Raw genomic sequence first — 16294 nt, 5'->3', positions numbered from 1 at the left:
CTAGCCGATGCCAACTGCACCGTTAAACGGCGCGCCTGCAGGCGCTTCGCCAATAATGGAGAGCGTCCTGCCCTGCGTGGTGACATCGTCAAGTTTGACGGCGTAGCCATCCATGGCGGAACTATCAAAGGGCGGCTGTGTCAGGCGGGCATGGATATCTTGGCAGGCAATGCGGCCCGCTAATCTATCCACGCGACACGCTTGCGATTTATAATCGGAGCGATGCTGAGAGATAGATGGAGCGCTTCGCAGACAGAAATCATGACATCGCTTAACACCCGCCATGCAGGGATAAAACTCTTTTTAGCTAGCCAAAACGCTGCGAAAGCGGCACAAAAACGGCTATGGCTCAGTTTCTCTTTTTTGGACGGTTTACAGATATCAGTAAAGGCTTCGCCCGCGATTTGCCGGACGGCGTCTCTGACAGCGCCGCCCTTTCGCTCTGGCTGTGCCGGACATTTGAGGGGTTTGAAGCACAATGGCAGCGGGCCGGGGCGCGCATGGCGGTCAATCAAGTGCTGGTGATGGGCAGCGCGCCTGTCACGATCGGGAATGATGATGAAATCGCCTTTATGTCGGCGCTGAGCGGCGGCTAAGTGATCCCGCAAATTGACATATGCGGCGAGGCCTTTGATCCGGAAGCGCGCTTAGCGGCGTTCCGCAAGGCGCTGGGCGATTGCGGCGCGATTGTAAGCTTTACAGGCATGGTTCGCTATGAGGATGGCGTCAACGCGCTAGAGCTATCGCATTTCGAAGGATTTACGCAGAGCAAGATCGAAGACATTTGCGGGCAGGCTGAAGCGCGCTGGGCACTCAGCGGGCTTTTGGTCATTCACCGCGTGGGAAAGATGCAGGCCGGAGAGCCAATCGTTTTGGTCACGGCGGCCGCCACCCATCGCCGCGAGGCGTTCAAGGCGGCGGATTATGTGATGGATTATCTCAAATCTGAAGCGCCGTTCTGGAAGAAAGAATACCGTGCCGACGCGAGTCGCTGGATTGAACCGTGCGGGCGCGATAAAGCTGATTTAAAACGATGGGAGACATAAGTGGCGCACGGAATTAACGAGAGCCTGACCTTCACCCCGGTGAGTATTGCGGTGCTGACCGTATCGGATAGCCGCACCATGGACACGGATACATCCGGCGCGAACCTGCAGCGCATGATTGAGGCGGCAGGACACTCTATTGCTGCGCGCAAAATTGTGACGGACGACAAACTCAAACTTGCGGCCCAGGTTCAAAGCTGGATTGATGATCCCGATATTGACGTGGTCATCAGCACGGGCGGGACAGGCCTGACGGGGCGCGACGTCACGCCGGAAGCGATACGTCCATTATTTGAAAAAGAGCTCGACGGATTTTCGATTGTCTTTCATATGAAAAGTTACGAGAGTGTTGGGCTGTCGACGCTGCAAAGCCGCGCCTGTGCGGGACTGGCCAATAATACATTTATTTTCTGTCTGCCCGGCTCTAACGGCGCGGTCAAAGACGGGTGGGAAAAAGTAATCCGCTTGCAACTTGATAGCCGGCACAAGCCCTGCAATTTGGTCGAATTGATGCCGCGATTGTCGGAGCGCTAAGCGTATGGCGACTGATCCGTTAACCCATTTTGATGCCGATTGCCGTGCCGTCATGGTCGATGTATCCGGCAAAGTCGATACGTCGCGCGTCGCCGTGGCGAGCGGGACGATATCCATGTCGGCGGCCACGTTGGCGCTGGTCAAAAACCGCGCGGCAGCCAAGGGCGATGTGATCGGCGTAGCTGAAATTGCGGGTATAATGGGCGCAAAAAAAACGTCGGATTTAATACCTTTATGTCACCCCTTGCCGCTGTCTAATGTACAGGTCTCTATAAATATAGATGATGAAAAACAATGTATTAATGTAACTTCTACAACTAAAACTTTAGGAAAAACCGGGGTAGAGATGGAGGCGCTGACCGCCGTATCGGTTACGCTTTTAACGTTATACGATATGCTCAAAGCGTCAGATAAATCTATGGTGATTTCAGACATTAAGCTCAACACAAAGACGGGCGGAAAGTCCGGGGATTGGGCGCGCGACGACGCGTCCTCATAGGGGGGAATATGGACACGGAGTATGATTATGTCATCGTCGGCGCAGGCTCGGCAGGGGCCGTCATGGCCGCGCGCTTATCCGAAGACCCTGAGGTCACGGTCTGCGTTTTAGAAGCCGGAAAAGACCATAATCATTTCACTGTAGCCGTCCCCGCAATGGCCGTTTTGCAGCGCCATTTCAAAGGCCGCAACCATGAATATGAAAGCATCCCGCAGACGCATTTAAACAATCGGGAAACCTATCAACCGCGCGGTAAAATGCTGGGCGGATCGTCAGGCGCAAATGCCATGATTTATATTCGCGGACACCGCGCGGATTATGATAATTGGGCATCACAGGGTAATGCGGGATGGGCCTATGACGACGTGATTCCATACTTCAAAAAAGCCGAAAACAGAGAAGCGGGCGCTGATGACTATCATGGCTCCGGCGGTCCGCTTAATGTTGCGGCGCTGCGCAGTCCGGGCAAAATCAATTCACGGTTTTTAGAGGCCTGCAGCGCCCTTCAAATTCCCATGAACGATGATTTTAACGGCGCAAACCAAGAGGGCGTTGGTCTCTATGACGTGACGCAAAAAGACGGCGAACGGTGGTCCACGGCGCGCGCCTATCTTGACCCGAATATGGAGCGTTCAAACCTCATCATTATCACGCAGGCTCAAACCCAAAAAATCCTGTTCGAAGATAAACGCGCCATTGGGGTTCAGGTGAAGATTGGCAAGTCAGCGCGGACACTTAAAGCGCGACGCGAAGTTATAGTGTGTGGCGGCGCATTTGGGTCGCCGCAACTCTTGCTACTCTCGGGTATTGGGCCAAAAGATAAGCTGGCCCCATACGGGATTTCGCAAATTCATGACCTTCCCGGCGTGGGTGAAAACCTACAAGACCATATAGATTACGTAGTGAACTATAAATCTCAAGATATTGATAATCTTGGGTTTTCTTTGTGCGGTTTTATGGATACTCCCAAACAAATCAAAGCCTATCGCAAAGAGCGTAAAGGTTTGTACACGTCTAATTATGCAGAATCCGGAGGCTTTCTATATTTGGATCGCGACGAGCCCAGCCCGGATATTCAGCTTCATTTAGTGCGGGCGATTGTTGATAATCATGGCCGCAAAACCCATTGGGGACATGGCTATAGCTGTCATGTTTGCGTCTTGCGTCCGCATAGCCGCGGCCGCGTCGGACTGAATAGCGCCAATGCCGAAGACGCGCCGATGATTGATCCGGCATATTTTTCTGACCCGCGTGATTTTGAAAAGCTTGTGAAGGGCGCTAAAACGATGTTGCAAATCATGCGCTCTGACGCCTTTGGCGATATGCGGGGTGACGTGCTTTATGATGGTGATAATCTGGATGAGGACACGCTACGCGACAATATCAAAGCGCGGGCAGAGACGATTTATCATCCCGTCGGAACCTGTAAAATGGGTCATGATGACATGGCGGTCGTAGATGATCGTCTGCGGGTTCACGGGCTGGACGGACTTCGCGTTGTCGATGCCTCAATCATGCCAAATCTGATTAGCGGCAACACTAATGCGCCGACCATTATGATCGCTGAAAAAGCCGCCGATATGATTAAGGCTGATCGGGCGGCGGGCGCTTAAACCTGACAAATAGGATGGCTCTTCGTAACATCGACGCCAAATACAGGATCAAATTTTGAATGTGCAGCGGCCGGAAACAGGCTTGCCGTTTTCAACATCACAGCGCGTTTGGCAAGACCAATAGCGTCATGGGCGTGATATAATTTCGCATTATTTCGTGAGATGTCCTGCACCATTGTGGCGCGTTGATAGCGTGCGGCCTGGTAGGCGCGCAAACGAAACGCCATAGGCGCGTCACGGCTGAGGACTTTCGACGCCAGTACCCATGCGTCTTCAATAGCCATGGCTGCGCCTTGCGCCATAAAGGGCAGCATCGGATGCGCGGCATCCCCTAACAATGCGGCGCGTCCATCCGTCCAATTCGGTAGGGCGGGATGGTCAGATAACCCCCAGAGGTAACTCTGCTTACACGCGTTTAGAATATCGCAGACGGGGGCGTCCCAATCCTGATAGGCGGCGCGTAGCTCGGTCATATCTGCGTCTTGCGTCCAGTATTCGTCGCTCCAAGCCTCACGCTTGTGTATTGCGACAAAATTCACAAGCTCGCCGCCGCGTAGATAATAGGCGACGAAGTGCTTATCCGGACCAAGCCAGTTATTGGCCGCTTTGGGGAGTGTGCCTTCGGGGAGCGCATTGGTCGCTACCGTGCCGCGCCACGCGCAAAATCCAGTATAGCGCGGCTCACTATGACCTAACATCTTCGCGCGGATAGCCGATTTTATACCGTCCGCGCCGACGAGAGCATCCCCGCTATATTCGCCTTGAGATGTTTGCAAGGAGATGAAATCAGACCTCTGGGCGTAGCCTTGCGCGTCGTGATCTAAATGCAGGGCTACTCCGCTGTCACGCGCTGCCTTGACCAGAATGTCGTGCAAATCCGCGCGGTGAATGTTGTAATAGCCATGTCCGTAACGCGCCTCATAAGCACCGCGCATTTTTGTCGTCAATAGCGGCTTTCCCGTTAGGTAATCACGCAAGATACCCGCTTCGGGTTCAAATGCAGCGGCTTTAATTTCATCGCCAAGACCGAACGCATACAAGACGGCCATAGCATTGGGGCTAAGCTGCAGCCCTGCACCGATCTCGCCAAACTCTGAGGCGCGTTCAAATAGGCTGACCCGCGCGCCATGACGCGCCAGGGCGATGGCCGCGGTCAGGCCGCCAATGCCGCCGCCCGCAATTAATATATGCGGCGGGCTACCCATCAAGCGGGGAGAATCGCGGCGCAGGCGCAGCGCGAAGTCCGCCCTGCTCCTGCCGGTAAATGCCGCGCGCTTTCATGTGGGGATGATTAGCCGCCTGCATCGGAGAGAGTACGGGCGCAAAGCAAATATCCGTGCCTTCCATAATATCCTGCCATTCAGACCGGGTTTTCGATTTGAAGATCGTGGCAAAGCGCTGCGTCAACTCCGGCCAGCGTTTGCGGTCCATTTGATGGGCGAAATCGGAGTCACCCTCCAGCCCCATCGCGGCGAGAAGCTGCGCGTGGAACTGCGGCTCTATAGACCCGATGGAAATGGATCCGCCATCTTTGCATTCATATGTGCGGTACCAATGCGGGCCGTCGACAAGGCTTTGCCCGCGCGTCTCTGATAATTGACCTATCGGCATGAGCGAGAGCAGCAGGTTGAGCATATGCGCGCTGCCGTCAACCATAGCTGCATCAACAACGCAGCCCTTGCCCGTCTCGCGCGCTTTCATGACGCCGCTAAGCAAGCCAATGGCCAGATAGAGCGCGCCGCCCGCAATATCGCCCAGCAATGTTGGCGGAGCCATGGGCGGGGCTCCGTCAGGTTGTCCGCTATACCAGAGCGCGCCGGACAGGGCGGAGTAATTGATATCGTGCCCCGCCGCGTGCGATAGCGGCCCGCTTTGGCCCCATCCCGTGACGCGGCCATAGACCAATTTGGGATTCACGGCGGCCATGTCTTTGGGCCCCAGACCGAGGCGCTCCATCACGCCCGGGCGCATGCCTTCAATCAGGGCATCGACGTCTTTGACCATTTCTAAAAGTTTGGCGCGGTCGTCTTCGTCTTTCAGATTGAGCGGGACGGCGTGTTTCTCGCGGTCAACCAGCCCCGCCCCGCCAGGCAAATTTAGCGAAGGCGTCGGGCGTGTGATTAACGTCACTTGCGCGCCCAGATCCGTCAGCAAATGCCCGCAAAAGGGCGCGGGGCCAAGACATTGGATTTCAATAATTTTAAGACCGGAAAGGGGCGTGTTCATAAGTCAGATGTCCTGTGAGTGTTGTCTATATAAACCGCAGACCGCAATGCACAATATGGCTTATCCGCATGGCCGCTAACGGAAATTGACGCAGCGCGCGGAACAAAGTCATGTAAACTCTGATTACATAGTCGAATCATTTTAAGCTGATACATTCATTCTGTTCATGAGACTTAATAATGCGATATTTTCTAGCGGTCTGGTTTTTAGTTTTTTCAAGTCTTGTAGGGATGGAGGCTAGCGCGCAAACGCCGCCGGATGACAGCTCTCCTGCGCCGGTGATTGAAACCTTCGTGGATAGCGCGGCAGTAGACGAGCGCATACAGTCACGCCTCCAGAATATTTTTGCTGAACTGGATGACCTCGGCGCGGTGACTGTGACCGTTAATGAAGGCGTCGTGACGCTGGGCGGGGAGACCGCCAATGAGGCCGGCGCGCAAAAAGCGCAAAGCCTAGCCGAGCGTATGGACAGCGTTGTTGCTGTGCAGGATAATATAACCCGAACGCTAGCCGTGCGTGATAATGTGGCCCCTGTGGTGACGCAAATTCGCGGTTTTATTAAAGGCGCAATCAAGGCGCTGCCCCTTATTGCCATTAGTCTAATAATTGCGACAATATTCGCACTCTTTGGCGGGTTTCTGGCGCGCCGCAAAACGATCTGGGCAAAGATTGCCCCTAATCCGTTTCTGGCTGAATTAATGGCTCAGGCCGTTCGGATTATTTTTGTTGTCATAGGCGTTATTTTCGCGCTCAAACTGTTAGGAGCCGGGGCGGTCATTACGACACTTCTGGGCGGCGCCGGGGTTGTCGGCCTTGCTATTGGTTTTGCCGTTCGCGATTCTATGGAAAATTATATTTCCTCTATCATGCTCAGCCTTCGCCAGCCCTTTCGGGCTAAGGACCATGTTGTGATTAATGAGCATGAAGGCATTGTCGTGCGCCTGACGTCTCGGGCGACAATTTTGATGACGTTGGAGGGCAATCATCTTCGTATTCCCAATTCGAACGTGTTTAAAGGCATCATTCTGAACTATACGACTAATTCCGAGCGGCGTTTTGAGTTTGAGCTTGGTGTTGACGCTGCGGACGATCCGGTCGCGGCCATGAAGGCGGGACTGGACTCCATACGGGCATTGCCTTTCGTGCTCAATGACCCCGAAGCTTATGCCGTGATTGAAACGGTGGGCGATTCAAATATCGTCATAAAGTTTATGGCGTGGATCGATCAGAAAGAGACTAATTTCGGTAAAGCGCGCAGCCTGGCCATCAGAGACGCTAAAGACACAATTGAGGAGCAAGGCTTTACCCTGCCAGAGCCTATCTACCGCCTGCGCCTTGATGCGGGCACATTATCAGCGTTGGAGGGACGGCTTACGCAATTGCCTGAGCCTGACAAATCAAAAACGCCAAAACCTGCCCCGCCAAAGCCACAAAAGCCTGCGGCGGTCACTGTCGAGCCGCATGACGACGTCATGGATGTGTCTCCAAATACCCATCTGGAAGACCGCATTGAAGCGGAAATCCAAAATGAAGCGGACAGCGATTTGCTGGATAAAGACCGCCCGCGTGAATAGCCGTCCGTCACGGCTGTTGCTGATGTCTGCTTGTTATCGGGCGGTGTAACAGGGTAGGTTAGCGTTAACGTCGCGCGAAGTACGGGAAACATCATGGTCGATTTAGTCGTTAACGGACAAAAGAAGACGGTTACAGAGGCGACGGACGATACGCCGCTATTATGGGTGCTGCGTGATGAGCTTGGTTTGACAGGCACAAAATTTGGCTGCGGCATTGCCATGTGCGGGGCCTGCACCGTGCATATTGACGGACAGGCCGTGCGGTCCTGTTCCTATCCCGTAGGCGAAGTTGACGGCGAAATCACCACCATTGAAGGTCTCGGTAATCCGCAAGCTCTGCACGCCGTGCAAAAGGCGTGGATTGATAACCAGGTCGCGCAATGCGGCTATTGTCAATCCGGACAGATTATGACGGCAGCGGCTCTGCTTGCCGAAGTGCCGGACCCCACGGATATGCAAATTGATCAAGCCATGTCGGGTAATTTATGCCGTTGCGGCACCTATCCGCGCATACGCGCCGCGGTTCATTCTGCAGCCAAATTGATGGCGGAGGGTTAGATTATGGCCCGTAAACAAAAAAGCAAAGGTTCCCGCGCCGGTAAAATCGCGCGCCGCACGTTCTTGGTTGGATCTTTGGCTGTTGCCGGCGGCGTCGCTTTTGGTGTTTGGCGTTATAAAACGCCTTATGGAAATCCGCTGGCGGAGGGTTTGAAAGAGGGCGAAGCCGCGCTAACGCCCTTTGTTAAAATTGACGCTGACGGCGTAACTATTATTACGCCGCGCGCCGAAATGGGGCAGGGCATCCACTCCACGCTGGCCGCACTGGTTGCCGAAGAGCTGGACATGGCGTGGGACGATATACGCGTCATACACGGCCCGCCGGCAAAAGCTTATCTCAATCAAGCCGTGCTTGAAGAGGGCCTCCCCTACGCGGCAATAGATATATCCGACGCCGCAGAACGTATGCGCGTGATTGCCAAAGGGGCAGGTAAATTCCTGGCGATGCAAATAACCGGCGGGTCAAGTTCGATTCCCGACGGATTTATGAAAATGCGCCTTGCCGGCGCTGCGGCGCGCGGCGCGCTTATTGAGGCTGCCGCGCAGCGCCTCGGCGTTCCCGCTAATGTGCTTGTCACGCAAGAGGGCGCGGTCGTCACCCGGGACGGAACACGCATTGCCTATACTGATTTGGCGATGGAGGCGGCGCAGGTCGATCTGCGCAAAAAACCGAAATTAAAACCGCAATCCGAATGGCGCTATCTTGGCAAGTCCATGCCGCGTTTGGATATGGCGTCTAAATCAACGGGAACGGCACAGTTCTCCATTGATGTGCGCCTTCCCGATATGCTGTTTGCCAGTGTGAAAATGGGCCCGCATATTCTTTATCCGATCAAAAGCTATGACGCTTCCAAGGCCGAAACTATGCCTGGCGTCAAACAGATCGTCAAAATTCCGGATGGTGTCGCTGTGCTGGCGACAAATACTTGGAATGCCATGCAGGCGGCTAAAACGATTCGGGTTGATTATGAGCCGCCATCCTATCCGTTGACAACTGACGGACAATTCGATGCATTAGCGCAATCCTTCGCGGGTGATAGTGATAGCGAGAATCGCAATGACGGCGACGTTGATACGGCTTTGTCCAAAGGTAATATTATTGAGCGTGAGTATAAAGTGCCTTATCTGGCCCACGCCACGATGGAGCCGATGAATGCGACAGCGTTACTTAAAAACGGCCGCTTGGATGTGTGGGCCGGAAACCAATTGCCCACACAAATCGTCAAAGAAGCCAAGGCTATTACGAAACTCTCTGTCGAGAATATCCATGTCCATACAACGTTAATGGGCGGCGGTTTTGGACGGCGTGCTGAAATGGATTATATTAAACAAGCGATTCATATTGCTAAGGCGGTTGAAGGTACGCCTGTTAAACTGACCTATTCGCGCGAAAACGATACGCAATATGACGCCTATCGCCCGCTTGCTATGGCGCGCTTTAGAGCGAAACTTGACGGCGATAAACTGGTGGCACTGGACTCGCAATTCGCGGCACCGTCAATTTTGTCCTCTCAATTTGGACGTATAGGCCTGTCTATGCCGGGGCCTGATGCCACAATTGTTCAAAGCACATGGGATCAGCCTTATGACTTCGCCAATTTCCGGGTGCGGGGCCACCGCCCGCCTGTGATGATGCCGATCGGATCATGGCGATCAGTCGGGGCGTCGCAAAATGCGTTCTTCCTCGAGAGCATGATTGACGAGATGGCGCATGAGGCGGGCGTCGATCCGCTCGAGTTCAGGCTCTCGCAAATCACTCACGAGCCCAGCCGCAAGGTTTTGGAAAAAGTCGCAGAGATGTCAGGCTGGGGCGGCGAGCTCTTGCCGGATCGCGCGCGGGGCGTGGCGTTTTGCCTGTCGTTCGGCGTGCCGACTGCTGAAGTCATCGAGGTTTTGCAAACCGATGACGGTATCAAGATCGATAAGGCATTTGCCGCCGTTGATGTCGGCACAGCGCTGGACCCACGCAATATTGAGGCGCAAGTTTTTGGGGCCATGAATTTCGGCCTTGCTGCCGCTATGACTGGGGAAATTACAATCTCGAACGGTTATGTGGAACAGAGTAATTTCCATGATTATGACTCCCTGCGTATGTATCAAGCGCCAAGCGTTAAAGTCGCCATTTTAGAAAATGGCGAAAAGGTCCGAGGGATTGGCGAGCCCGGAACGCCGCCCGCAGCGCCCGCTCTGGCTAATGCTGTCTTTGCCCTGACCGGCAAACGCATTCGCGACCTGCCGCTGCGCAATCATGTTAAATTTATTTAGGGTATGCCTATGACACGCCGGATATTCGTTACCCTCGCGCTTGGTGTTTCAATGCTATGTGTCACTGCGCCGATTAGCGCTCAAGACACAGCCACGCCCGCGCCGATAGACGCTAAAACTAAAGCTGAAGGCCTCAAAAACTGGGCTAAAGTGCACGAGGTCTTCTCGCATCCGCGCTGCGCCAGCTGTCATGTCGCTGACGGGCGTCCCATGTGGATGGGTAATGGCGATATGAAACCGATCAAACACCCTATGTTTGTCGGCGGCGATCCCGATAATCAAACCGGACAGCCCGGCGCGCTTTGCACGAGTTGCCACGGGCCGAAAAGCTCTCAAACCGAGGGTGGCCCGCCCGGCGCGGATGTCTGGCTTTTGGCGCCCAAAGAGATGGTGTGGTTCGGTCGCAGTTCCGCCCAGATTTGCGCGCAGATCAAGGATCCCGAGCGTAATGGCAACCGCACGCTGGCCGATATTTCCACCCATATCCGCGAAGATGAGTTGGTGCATTCCGGCTGGAAACCGTCCAAAGGCCGTGATCCTGCGCCGTATTCAATCGCGCAAACGGCGGGCTTTTTCACTGCCTGGATGAATACCGGCGCGCCATGCCCCACCGAAAGTTCGTCTGAGTAAGTTTATCACTCAAGTTTATCGCAGGTAGGTTTGTTGTTGTTTAACCGTGTTTTTATCGCGCGCTCTTGACCCATATCCCTAAACATTCGTGGGACCAAAAGAATTCTATCGCTCTCGTAAAATCACGGTAATGAATAAGGCCAGACATGAATTTCAGTTCACGCCGAAGCAGATATTTACACACCTGCGGGCTGGCGCATTGTAAAATATGAGGTATTTACTTTGCGCTGCTACGTAATTGCAATCGACCGCAGAGCAGAATACTAAGCTAAAATTCACGAAAGAGTTTTACATGAAAATTGTTGTAACAGGTGGAGCGGGTTTTATTGGGTCTGCTGTCATAAGGCAGGCCGTTAAAAAAGGCTTTGAAGTTATTAACGTGGATTGCCTGACTTATGCAGCGAACCTGAAGAACCTCACATCTATAGAAAACACAACAGGGTATCAGTTCGAGAAAATTGATATCTGCGATGCAGATGCTGTTCGGTCTTGTCTGAGCAGGCATAAACCCGACGCCATTATGCATCTGGCAGCCGAGTCACATGTCGACCGATCAATTGATGGGCCGGGCGCCTTCATTCAGACAAATATTGTGGGCACGTTTAATTTATTACATGAAAGCCGGCGATATTGGGAAGGTCTGGAAGGTGACTCGAAATCATCTTTCCGTTTTCACCATGTCTCTACTGACGAAGTTTATGGCGATTTATCTATGGAAGACCCTGCGTTTACAGAAGAACATTCTTACGATCCAAGCTCTCCTTATTCAGCGTCTAAAGCAGCGTCAGATCATCTCGTAAGGGCTTGGGCACGCACTTACGGGTTGCCAACAGTGATCACCAATTGCTCCAATAATTACGGGCCTTATCAATTCCCTGAAAAACTCATTCCTGTTGTCATTCTCAAAGCCCTTCATGGCGAGCCAATCCCGGTTTATGGAGCGGGCGACAATGTTCGCGACTGGCTTTATGTTGATGATCATGCTGACGGACTGTTGACAGTTTTGGAAAAAGGAAAGACTGGGGAAACCTATAATATTGGCGGTGATAATGAACGCACGAATTTAGAGCTCGTGAAAACAATTTGCCGATTAATTGACGAAAAAGGAGTAGGCGCAGTCAAAAACTCAAGTTCACTTATTACCTTTGTAAAGGATCGCCCGGGTCATGACCGTCGGTATGCAATCAACGCTGAAAAAATCAAAGATGAGTTGGGATGGACGCCCTCCGTTAAATGGGATGAGGGCTTCGCCCAAACAGTTGACTGGTACTTAGAGAACCCAGACTGGTGGCGTCCTCTCCTCAAGGATGGCATGTTTGGACAGAGACTTGGCCAAAAATAAGGTCATACAGCATTAATCAGCGCTTAAAAATCGGCATTGTTGGCGAGACAGGACAACTGGCCAGAGCAATCTCGCAGTCTCAGGCTGCGCGAAGCGGTCTCACTACGTTTTTCAATCGACAGTCACTTGATCTTTCCGCTGACCCTGAGGATTTGCGCGATGCGTTATCCAAATTTGATCATGTGGATGTGATTATCAACGCAGCAGCCTACACCGCGGTTGACCGCGCGGAGGAAGATCAAGCAAAGGCATTCGCTGTTAACGGAACTGCGCCCGGTATTATAGCCGATTATTGTAATAAAAGAGACATACCACTTGTGCATATTTCTACAGACTATGTTTTTAACGGTCAAAGCCGCTTGCCTTACATGCCTGAACAAGACGCGGATCCTCTGAATGTTTATGGGGCCTCGAAGCTTCTTGGTGAAAAAGCCATCAAAGCCTCGGGCTGCGGCTATGTAATTTTGAGAACCTCTTGGGTTTATGATGCGCAGGGTCAAAATTTCTTCACGACTATGCTTCGTCTGGCAGAAACCCGGGATGAATTAAGCGTCGTTTGTGACCAATTCGGGAGACCGACATATGCCGCAGATTTGGCTGCTGCATGTCTATCAGCAGCCCAAAATATAAGCGTTGATAGCGTGAAATATACAGGAACCTATCATGTTAGCGGCTCAGGACCAATTATCTCATGGGCTGAATTTGCTCGCGCAATATTCGAAATCGCTAAACCTTACCTCAAGAAAAATATGACTGTGCATAATATTCCATCGTCGGAATATCCTACTCCGGCAAAAAGACCATCTTACTCAGCGCTTAACATATCGAATTATGAAATGATGTTTGATTCACAGATGCAGGACTGGCGTTCCAGCCTACAAATTGCCATAGATGAGTGGCAAAAAACCAATTAAGAGGTTTCGTATGACTCGAAAAGGCATAATCTTGGCTGGCGGAAGTGGCACACGCCTCCACCCAAGTACAATTTCTGTTTCTAAGCAGCTTATTCCTGTGTTTGATAAGCCGATGATTTATTATCCGCTGACCGTCCTGATGGAAGCGGGCATCCGGGAAATTCTCATCATCACCACGCCCGGGGATATGCCTGCGTTTAAAAGTCTTTTGAGTGATGGAAAACGCTGGGGAATGTCGATCCAATATGCCGTTCAACCGTCTCCGGACGGACTTGCACAGGCTCTTATTATTGGGGAAGACTTTTTAGACGGATCTGATTGCACATTGATTTTGGGAGACAATCTGTTTTTTGGACAACATTTTACTAAGATTACCCGACGCGTTGCAAAATCATCTAGTGGTGCTACGGTATTTGGATATGAGGTCAAAGATCCATCCCGTTACGGTGTTGTTGGCTTCGATAATAATAATAAAGTCGTTTCTTTGGAAGAGAAGCCTGATAATCCCGCGTCGAATTACGCCGTAACAGGACTTTATTTTTACGATTCCGATGCGACCCGACTGGCGAAAACTGTTAAACCATCGGCGCGAGGCGAACTCGAAATCACTGCACTCAATCAACTCTATCTTGATAACGACGCATTGAAAGTTGAACTGCTCGATGAGGGGACAACTTGGCTTGACACGGGTACCCATAAATCCCTTCTCGCGGCCTCTCAGTTTGTGAGTGTGATTGAAGAACGACAAGGCAAGCGCATTTGCTGCCCTGAAGTTGCCGCTTATGAGAATAAATGGATTGACGCCGAACAAGTTGAAAAACTAGCCCGAAGTCTACTAAAGAGCGGGTATGGAAAATACCTTCTTAAATGTTTGAAAGATTAAACGCTCAGACTCCCTTTTATGCGGCTTTAGGAATACCTATGGCCAGCCGATCTATCCCTGAGTCTTTTCCATGTGATTAGGAAGTGCGATTGTTATCTCAACTTTATCACAGCGATAAAGTTTTGATGTCTAAGAAATACTGAGAATTAAAGACTAGTATCTCTGTGCATCATTATTCAGGAGTGTCCAGATATATTTCAGACTTCTTAGTCGCTTCTATCGGCCAAAATACGATAGCGGATTCGCGAGCAGACCCAATGGTCCAACTTAGCCTCTTAGCAAGATTCCATGATCCGATTTGGCGTCCGGATATTGCGCGTCGTCGCTTTTTTATAATGCCGGGAATTGATTTCATTCCATCTTTGAATCCGGCTACTCTAGCGTCCGAATTAGGGTGGTTCCGATTCCTATAGATAATCCATATTTGGCTGGCCAAGAATAAAGGCAACATAACCAGAAGGAGCACAAGTGGAGTGTTTTTGATAATGAGTGAAAAATTATTTTTATGAGAGTGATAGAATTTAAATCCGGAATGTTTTTCAGTCGAGCTGGAACCCACATGTGTGGCGCGGGCATCGGGACATAAAAGGCATTTTTCTCCGTATAACCGCAATCTGTAACTTAGGTCGACATCTTCTAGATAACAAAAGAAGCTATCGTCAAAACCTCCACATTTTTCAAAAATATCGCGGCGATAGCCTGCAGCAGCCCCGCAAGGTCCGAACACTTCAACTGGGTGTGCCGGGGCAGACGATTTAGGGTGACCCCATCCGGACGATTTTGCTACGCCAAAAATTGTCAGATAATCCCCTATACCATCCAGTTTGGTGGGCTCGTTCGTTTGTAAGAGGGTCGTGCTTAACATGCTGAAAGCAGGATGTGCGGTGCTGGCCGTCTTGAGAGTATCCAACCACTCCGGCTCCGGCCATGCATCCGGATTTAAGGTAATTATCCACTCTGTCCGGGCAAATTTGGCACCTAAATTGCTGCCTTTGGCAAAGCCCATATTATCCGTTGAGTAGTAAATTTCATAACGATCATTTGGAAGTTTCAGGTCACGAATGGCTGTGTCAGGTGAAGCATTGTCAACAACAGTGACTTCAAAGTCCTGACAGGTTTGCGCGGCCAAGCTGTCAATACAGGTCTGAAGGTCAGATCCACTGTTATAAGAAACAATAACAATTCTCGCCCATTTCTCATTGGGTTTAGTCATTTCTTCAGACTGCTGTGGTGTGTGTTAGGGCTTGGCATTCTAGCCTTTCAAACCAATTGCGCAGAATGCTCAACAGCGCGCGCAATCTTTTGTATACTTTGGGTGAGTGGCGTTTTTGGCGACCAACCCAAATCTGTCCTTGCGCGCGTCACATCCAAAACTGCGTAAGGGAGATCAAACCCCCGTGCGGGAGCAAATTTAACGCGTATATCTCGTCCCAACTGCTCTTTAATGATATTAATGATATCACATTCTGTGTGGGCTGTCCCGCTTCCTATATTATATGTGCCTGAATATGTTTTGCTTGTATGATGCAATTTGCCAATGAATTTAGCAAAATCGTCGACATCAAAATAATCGCGTGCGTTGCCGCCTTGTCCAAAAACAGTCAGCTCCTGCTTAAGGAGGCAGGCATTCACAGCGGCTGAAACAAAGCCGTGAGATGTCCCGACTTGCCAGTGACCAATGGGATTGGCCAATCTGAGAGACAGAATGTTGGCACCGCCAAAATTTCTGAAAAAATCTAAACTTGTCTCGTTTAATAGTTTCCCCAGTCCATATGGTGTGACCGGCTGCGTTGATGTGCTTTCGGGTATGGGGTGCGGTTCTGTAGAGCCATAAATCTGCCCCCCGCTTGAAAGATAAATCATCTGGCAATCTGGGTTAATATCAAACAAATTATGGGTAAAATTCATAATATTATTTAAGTCACCTGACACGATATCCGAAACACTTTGATCGACCGTGGAAGGTTTGGACGTGTTGGCGAGATAGACGACCGTTTTGGCCTGTTTCAAATAGCTATCAAGATCCGAATTGTCCGCTCGGCAGCCCTCGACGCTGGGCGCATACACGTTTAGAAAATCAGAAGCAGTTTGCCTGTAAACAGCAACGGCTTTGAAGGACTTTGCATGGGCTCTTTCACAGAGATGACGCCCGATAAATCCGGTACCTCCGAAGAGAACCAACATAAATTCACCTGTAGATTTTTGTTTAA

The 16294-nt window shown here is 51.4% G+C and carries 17 protein-coding genes; 12 read left to right on the top strand and 5 right to left on the bottom strand.

Annotated features, from left to right (window positions below; genetic code table 11):
* Window positions 1–192 (bottom strand): hypothetical protein, encoded by a 192-nt coding sequence (locus H142_RS0105300; protein WP_017931067.1) that lies wholly within the window; start codon window positions 190–192, stop codon window positions 1–3.
* 152 nt (window positions 193–344) lie between these two features.
* Between H142_RS0105300 and H142_RS0105295 the strand changes: the two genes are divergently transcribed.
* The 5 genes from H142_RS0105295 to H142_RS0105275 are packed head-to-tail and all read left to right on the top strand — an operon-like array spanning window position 345 to window position 3692.
* Window positions 345–596, top strand: a complete 252-nt coding sequence (locus tag H142_RS0105295; RefSeq protein ID WP_017931066.1) for a MoaD/ThiS family protein — start codon at window positions 345–347, stop codon at window positions 594–596.
* A complete protein-coding gene (locus tag H142_RS0105290; RefSeq protein ID WP_017931065.1) occupies window positions 597–1046 on the top strand; it encodes a molybdenum cofactor biosynthesis protein MoaE in 450 nt (149 codons plus the stop codon).
* On the top strand, window positions 1047–1580 hold the full coding sequence (gene moaB, locus H142_RS0105285) for a molybdenum cofactor biosynthesis protein B (RefSeq protein ID WP_017931064.1): 534 nt from the start codon (window positions 1047–1049) through the stop codon (window positions 1578–1580).
* A gap of 4 nt (window positions 1581–1584) precedes the next feature.
* Window positions 1585–2079, top strand: a complete 495-nt coding sequence (gene moaC / locus H142_RS0105280; RefSeq protein ID WP_017931063.1) for a cyclic pyranopterin monophosphate synthase MoaC — start codon at window positions 1585–1587, stop codon at window positions 2077–2079.
* Between the two features lie 8 nt (window positions 2080–2087).
* Window positions 2088–3692 carry a GMC family oxidoreductase gene (locus H142_RS0105275; protein WP_017931062.1) on the top strand — a complete coding sequence of 535 codons (1605 nt, stop codon included), beginning with the start codon at window positions 2088–2090 and terminating at the stop codon, window positions 3690–3692.
* Here the strand turns inward: H142_RS0105275 and H142_RS0105270 are convergent.
* Window positions 3689–4897, bottom strand: a complete 1209-nt coding sequence (locus H142_RS0105270) for an FAD-dependent monooxygenase (RefSeq protein ID WP_017931061.1) — start codon at window positions 4895–4897, stop codon at window positions 3689–3691. The two genes, H142_RS0105275 and H142_RS0105270, sit on opposite strands and share 4 nt — an antisense overlap.
* Complete coding sequence (locus H142_RS0105265) at window positions 4890–5918, bottom strand: CaiB/BaiF CoA transferase family protein (protein WP_017931060.1); 1029 nt, start codon at window positions 5916–5918, stop codon at window positions 4890–4892. The genes H142_RS0105270 and H142_RS0105265 overlap by 8 nt, the downstream gene beginning before the upstream one ends.
* Before the next feature lie 179 nt (window positions 5919–6097).
* Between H142_RS0105265 and H142_RS0105260 the strand changes: the two genes are divergently transcribed.
* The 7 genes from H142_RS0105260 to rfbA all read left to right on the top strand — a co-directional run bounded on the left by H142_RS0105260 (window position 6098) and on the right by rfbA (window position 14084).
* The gene (locus H142_RS0105260; RefSeq protein WP_033314805.1) at window positions 6098–7492 is read left to right on the top strand and encodes a mechanosensitive ion channel family protein; all 1395 of its coding nucleotides are present in this window, start codon (window positions 6098–6100) and stop codon (window positions 7490–7492) included.
* Window positions 7493–7582: 90 nt separating this feature from the next.
* Entirely contained in the window at window positions 7583–8050 is a 468-nt protein-coding gene (locus H142_RS0105255) for a (2Fe-2S)-binding protein (protein WP_407689919.1), read from the top strand.
* A gap of 3 nt (window positions 8051–8053) precedes the next feature.
* The gene (locus H142_RS0105250; RefSeq protein ID WP_017931057.1) at window positions 8054–10315 is read left to right on the top strand and encodes a xanthine dehydrogenase family protein molybdopterin-binding subunit; all 2262 of its coding nucleotides are present in this window, start codon (window positions 8054–8056) and stop codon (window positions 10313–10315) included.
* A gap of 9 nt (window positions 10316–10324) precedes the next feature.
* Complete coding sequence (locus H142_RS0105245) at window positions 10325–10945, top strand: hypothetical protein (protein WP_233341579.1); 621 nt, start codon at window positions 10325–10327, stop codon at window positions 10943–10945.
* A 292-nt stretch (window positions 10946–11237) separates the two neighbouring features.
* On the top strand, window positions 11238–12287 hold the full coding sequence (rfbB, locus tag H142_RS0105240; RefSeq protein WP_017931055.1) for a dTDP-glucose 4,6-dehydratase: 1050 nt from the start codon (window positions 11238–11240) through the stop codon (window positions 12285–12287).
* Window positions 12233–13201 carry a dTDP-4-dehydrorhamnose reductase gene (gene rfbD, locus H142_RS0105235; RefSeq protein WP_169331808.1) on the top strand — a complete coding sequence of 323 codons (969 nt, stop codon included), beginning with the start codon at window positions 12233–12235 and terminating at the stop codon, window positions 13199–13201. Before rfbB ends, rfbD begins: the two co-directional genes overlap by 55 nt.
* A gap of 10 nt (window positions 13202–13211) precedes the next feature.
* Entirely contained in the window at window positions 13212–14084 is an 873-nt protein-coding gene (gene rfbA / locus H142_RS0105230) for a glucose-1-phosphate thymidylyltransferase RfbA (protein ID WP_026147811.1), read from the top strand.
* A 172-nt stretch (window positions 14085–14256) separates the two neighbouring features.
* Here rfbA and H142_RS14435 read toward each other — a convergent pair whose 3' ends face one another.
* Together H142_RS14435 and H142_RS0105220 are read right to left on the bottom strand one after the other, a co-directional pair.
* On the bottom strand, window positions 14257–15297 hold the full coding sequence (locus H142_RS14435; protein ID WP_017931052.1) for a glycosyltransferase family 2 protein: 1041 nt from the start codon (window positions 15295–15297) through the stop codon (window positions 14257–14259).
* Window positions 15298–15344: 47 nt separating this feature from the next.
* Entirely contained in the window at window positions 15345–16268 is a 924-nt protein-coding gene (locus H142_RS0105220) for an NAD-dependent epimerase/dehydratase family protein (RefSeq protein WP_083898937.1), read from the bottom strand.
* Window positions 16269–16294: the final 26 nt, after the last annotated feature.

This window comes from Robiginitomaculum antarcticum DSM 21748, from assembly GCF_000365025.1.
In the GTDB taxonomy this organism is placed as follows: domain Bacteria; phylum Pseudomonadota; class Alphaproteobacteria; order Caulobacterales; family Maricaulaceae; genus Robiginitomaculum; species Robiginitomaculum antarcticum.
This window is presented reverse-complemented; position numbering and strand designations above follow the sequence as displayed.

Bases quoted from the DNA above. Each gene is read 5' to 3' on its own strand.
- H142_RS0105295 (WP_017931066.1), top strand. From the start codon at position 345: ATGGCTCAGTTTCTCTTTTTTGGACGGTTTACAGATATCAGTAAAGGC.
- moaC (WP_017931063.1), top strand. From the start codon at position 1,585: ATGGCGACTGATCCGTTAACCCATTTTGATGCCGATTGCCGTGCCGTC.
- H142_RS0105275 (WP_017931062.1), top strand. From the start codon at position 2,088: ATGGACACGGAGTATGATTATGTCATCGTCGGCGCAGGCTCGGCAGGG.
- H142_RS0105270 (WP_017931061.1), bottom strand. From the start codon at position 4,897: ATGGGTAGCCCGCCGCATATATTAATTGCGGGCGGCGGCATTGGCGGC.
- H142_RS0105265 (WP_017931060.1), bottom strand. From the start codon at position 5,918: ATGAACACGCCCCTTTCCGGTCTTAAAATTATTGAAATCCAATGTCTT.
- H142_RS0105260 (WP_033314805.1), top strand. From the start codon at position 6,098: ATGCGATATTTTCTAGCGGTCTGGTTTTTAGTTTTTTCAAGTCTTGTA.
- H142_RS0105250 (WP_017931057.1), top strand. From the start codon at position 8,054: ATGGCCCGTAAACAAAAAAGCAAAGGTTCCCGCGCCGGTAAAATCGCG.
- H142_RS0105245 (WP_233341579.1), top strand. From the start codon at position 10,325: ATGACACGCCGGATATTCGTTACCCTCGCGCTTGGTGTTTCAATGCTA.
- rfbB (WP_017931055.1), top strand. From the start codon at position 11,238: ATGAAAATTGTTGTAACAGGTGGAGCGGGTTTTATTGGGTCTGCTGTC.
- rfbA (WP_026147811.1), top strand. From the start codon at position 13,212: ATGACTCGAAAAGGCATAATCTTGGCTGGCGGAAGTGGCACACGCCTC.
- H142_RS14435 (WP_017931052.1), bottom strand. From the start codon at position 15,297: ATGACTAAACCCAATGAGAAATGGGCGAGAATTGTTATTGTTTCTTAT.
- H142_RS0105220 (WP_083898937.1), bottom strand. From the start codon at position 16,268: ATGTTGGTTCTCTTCGGAGGTACCGGATTTATCGGGCGTCATCTCTGT.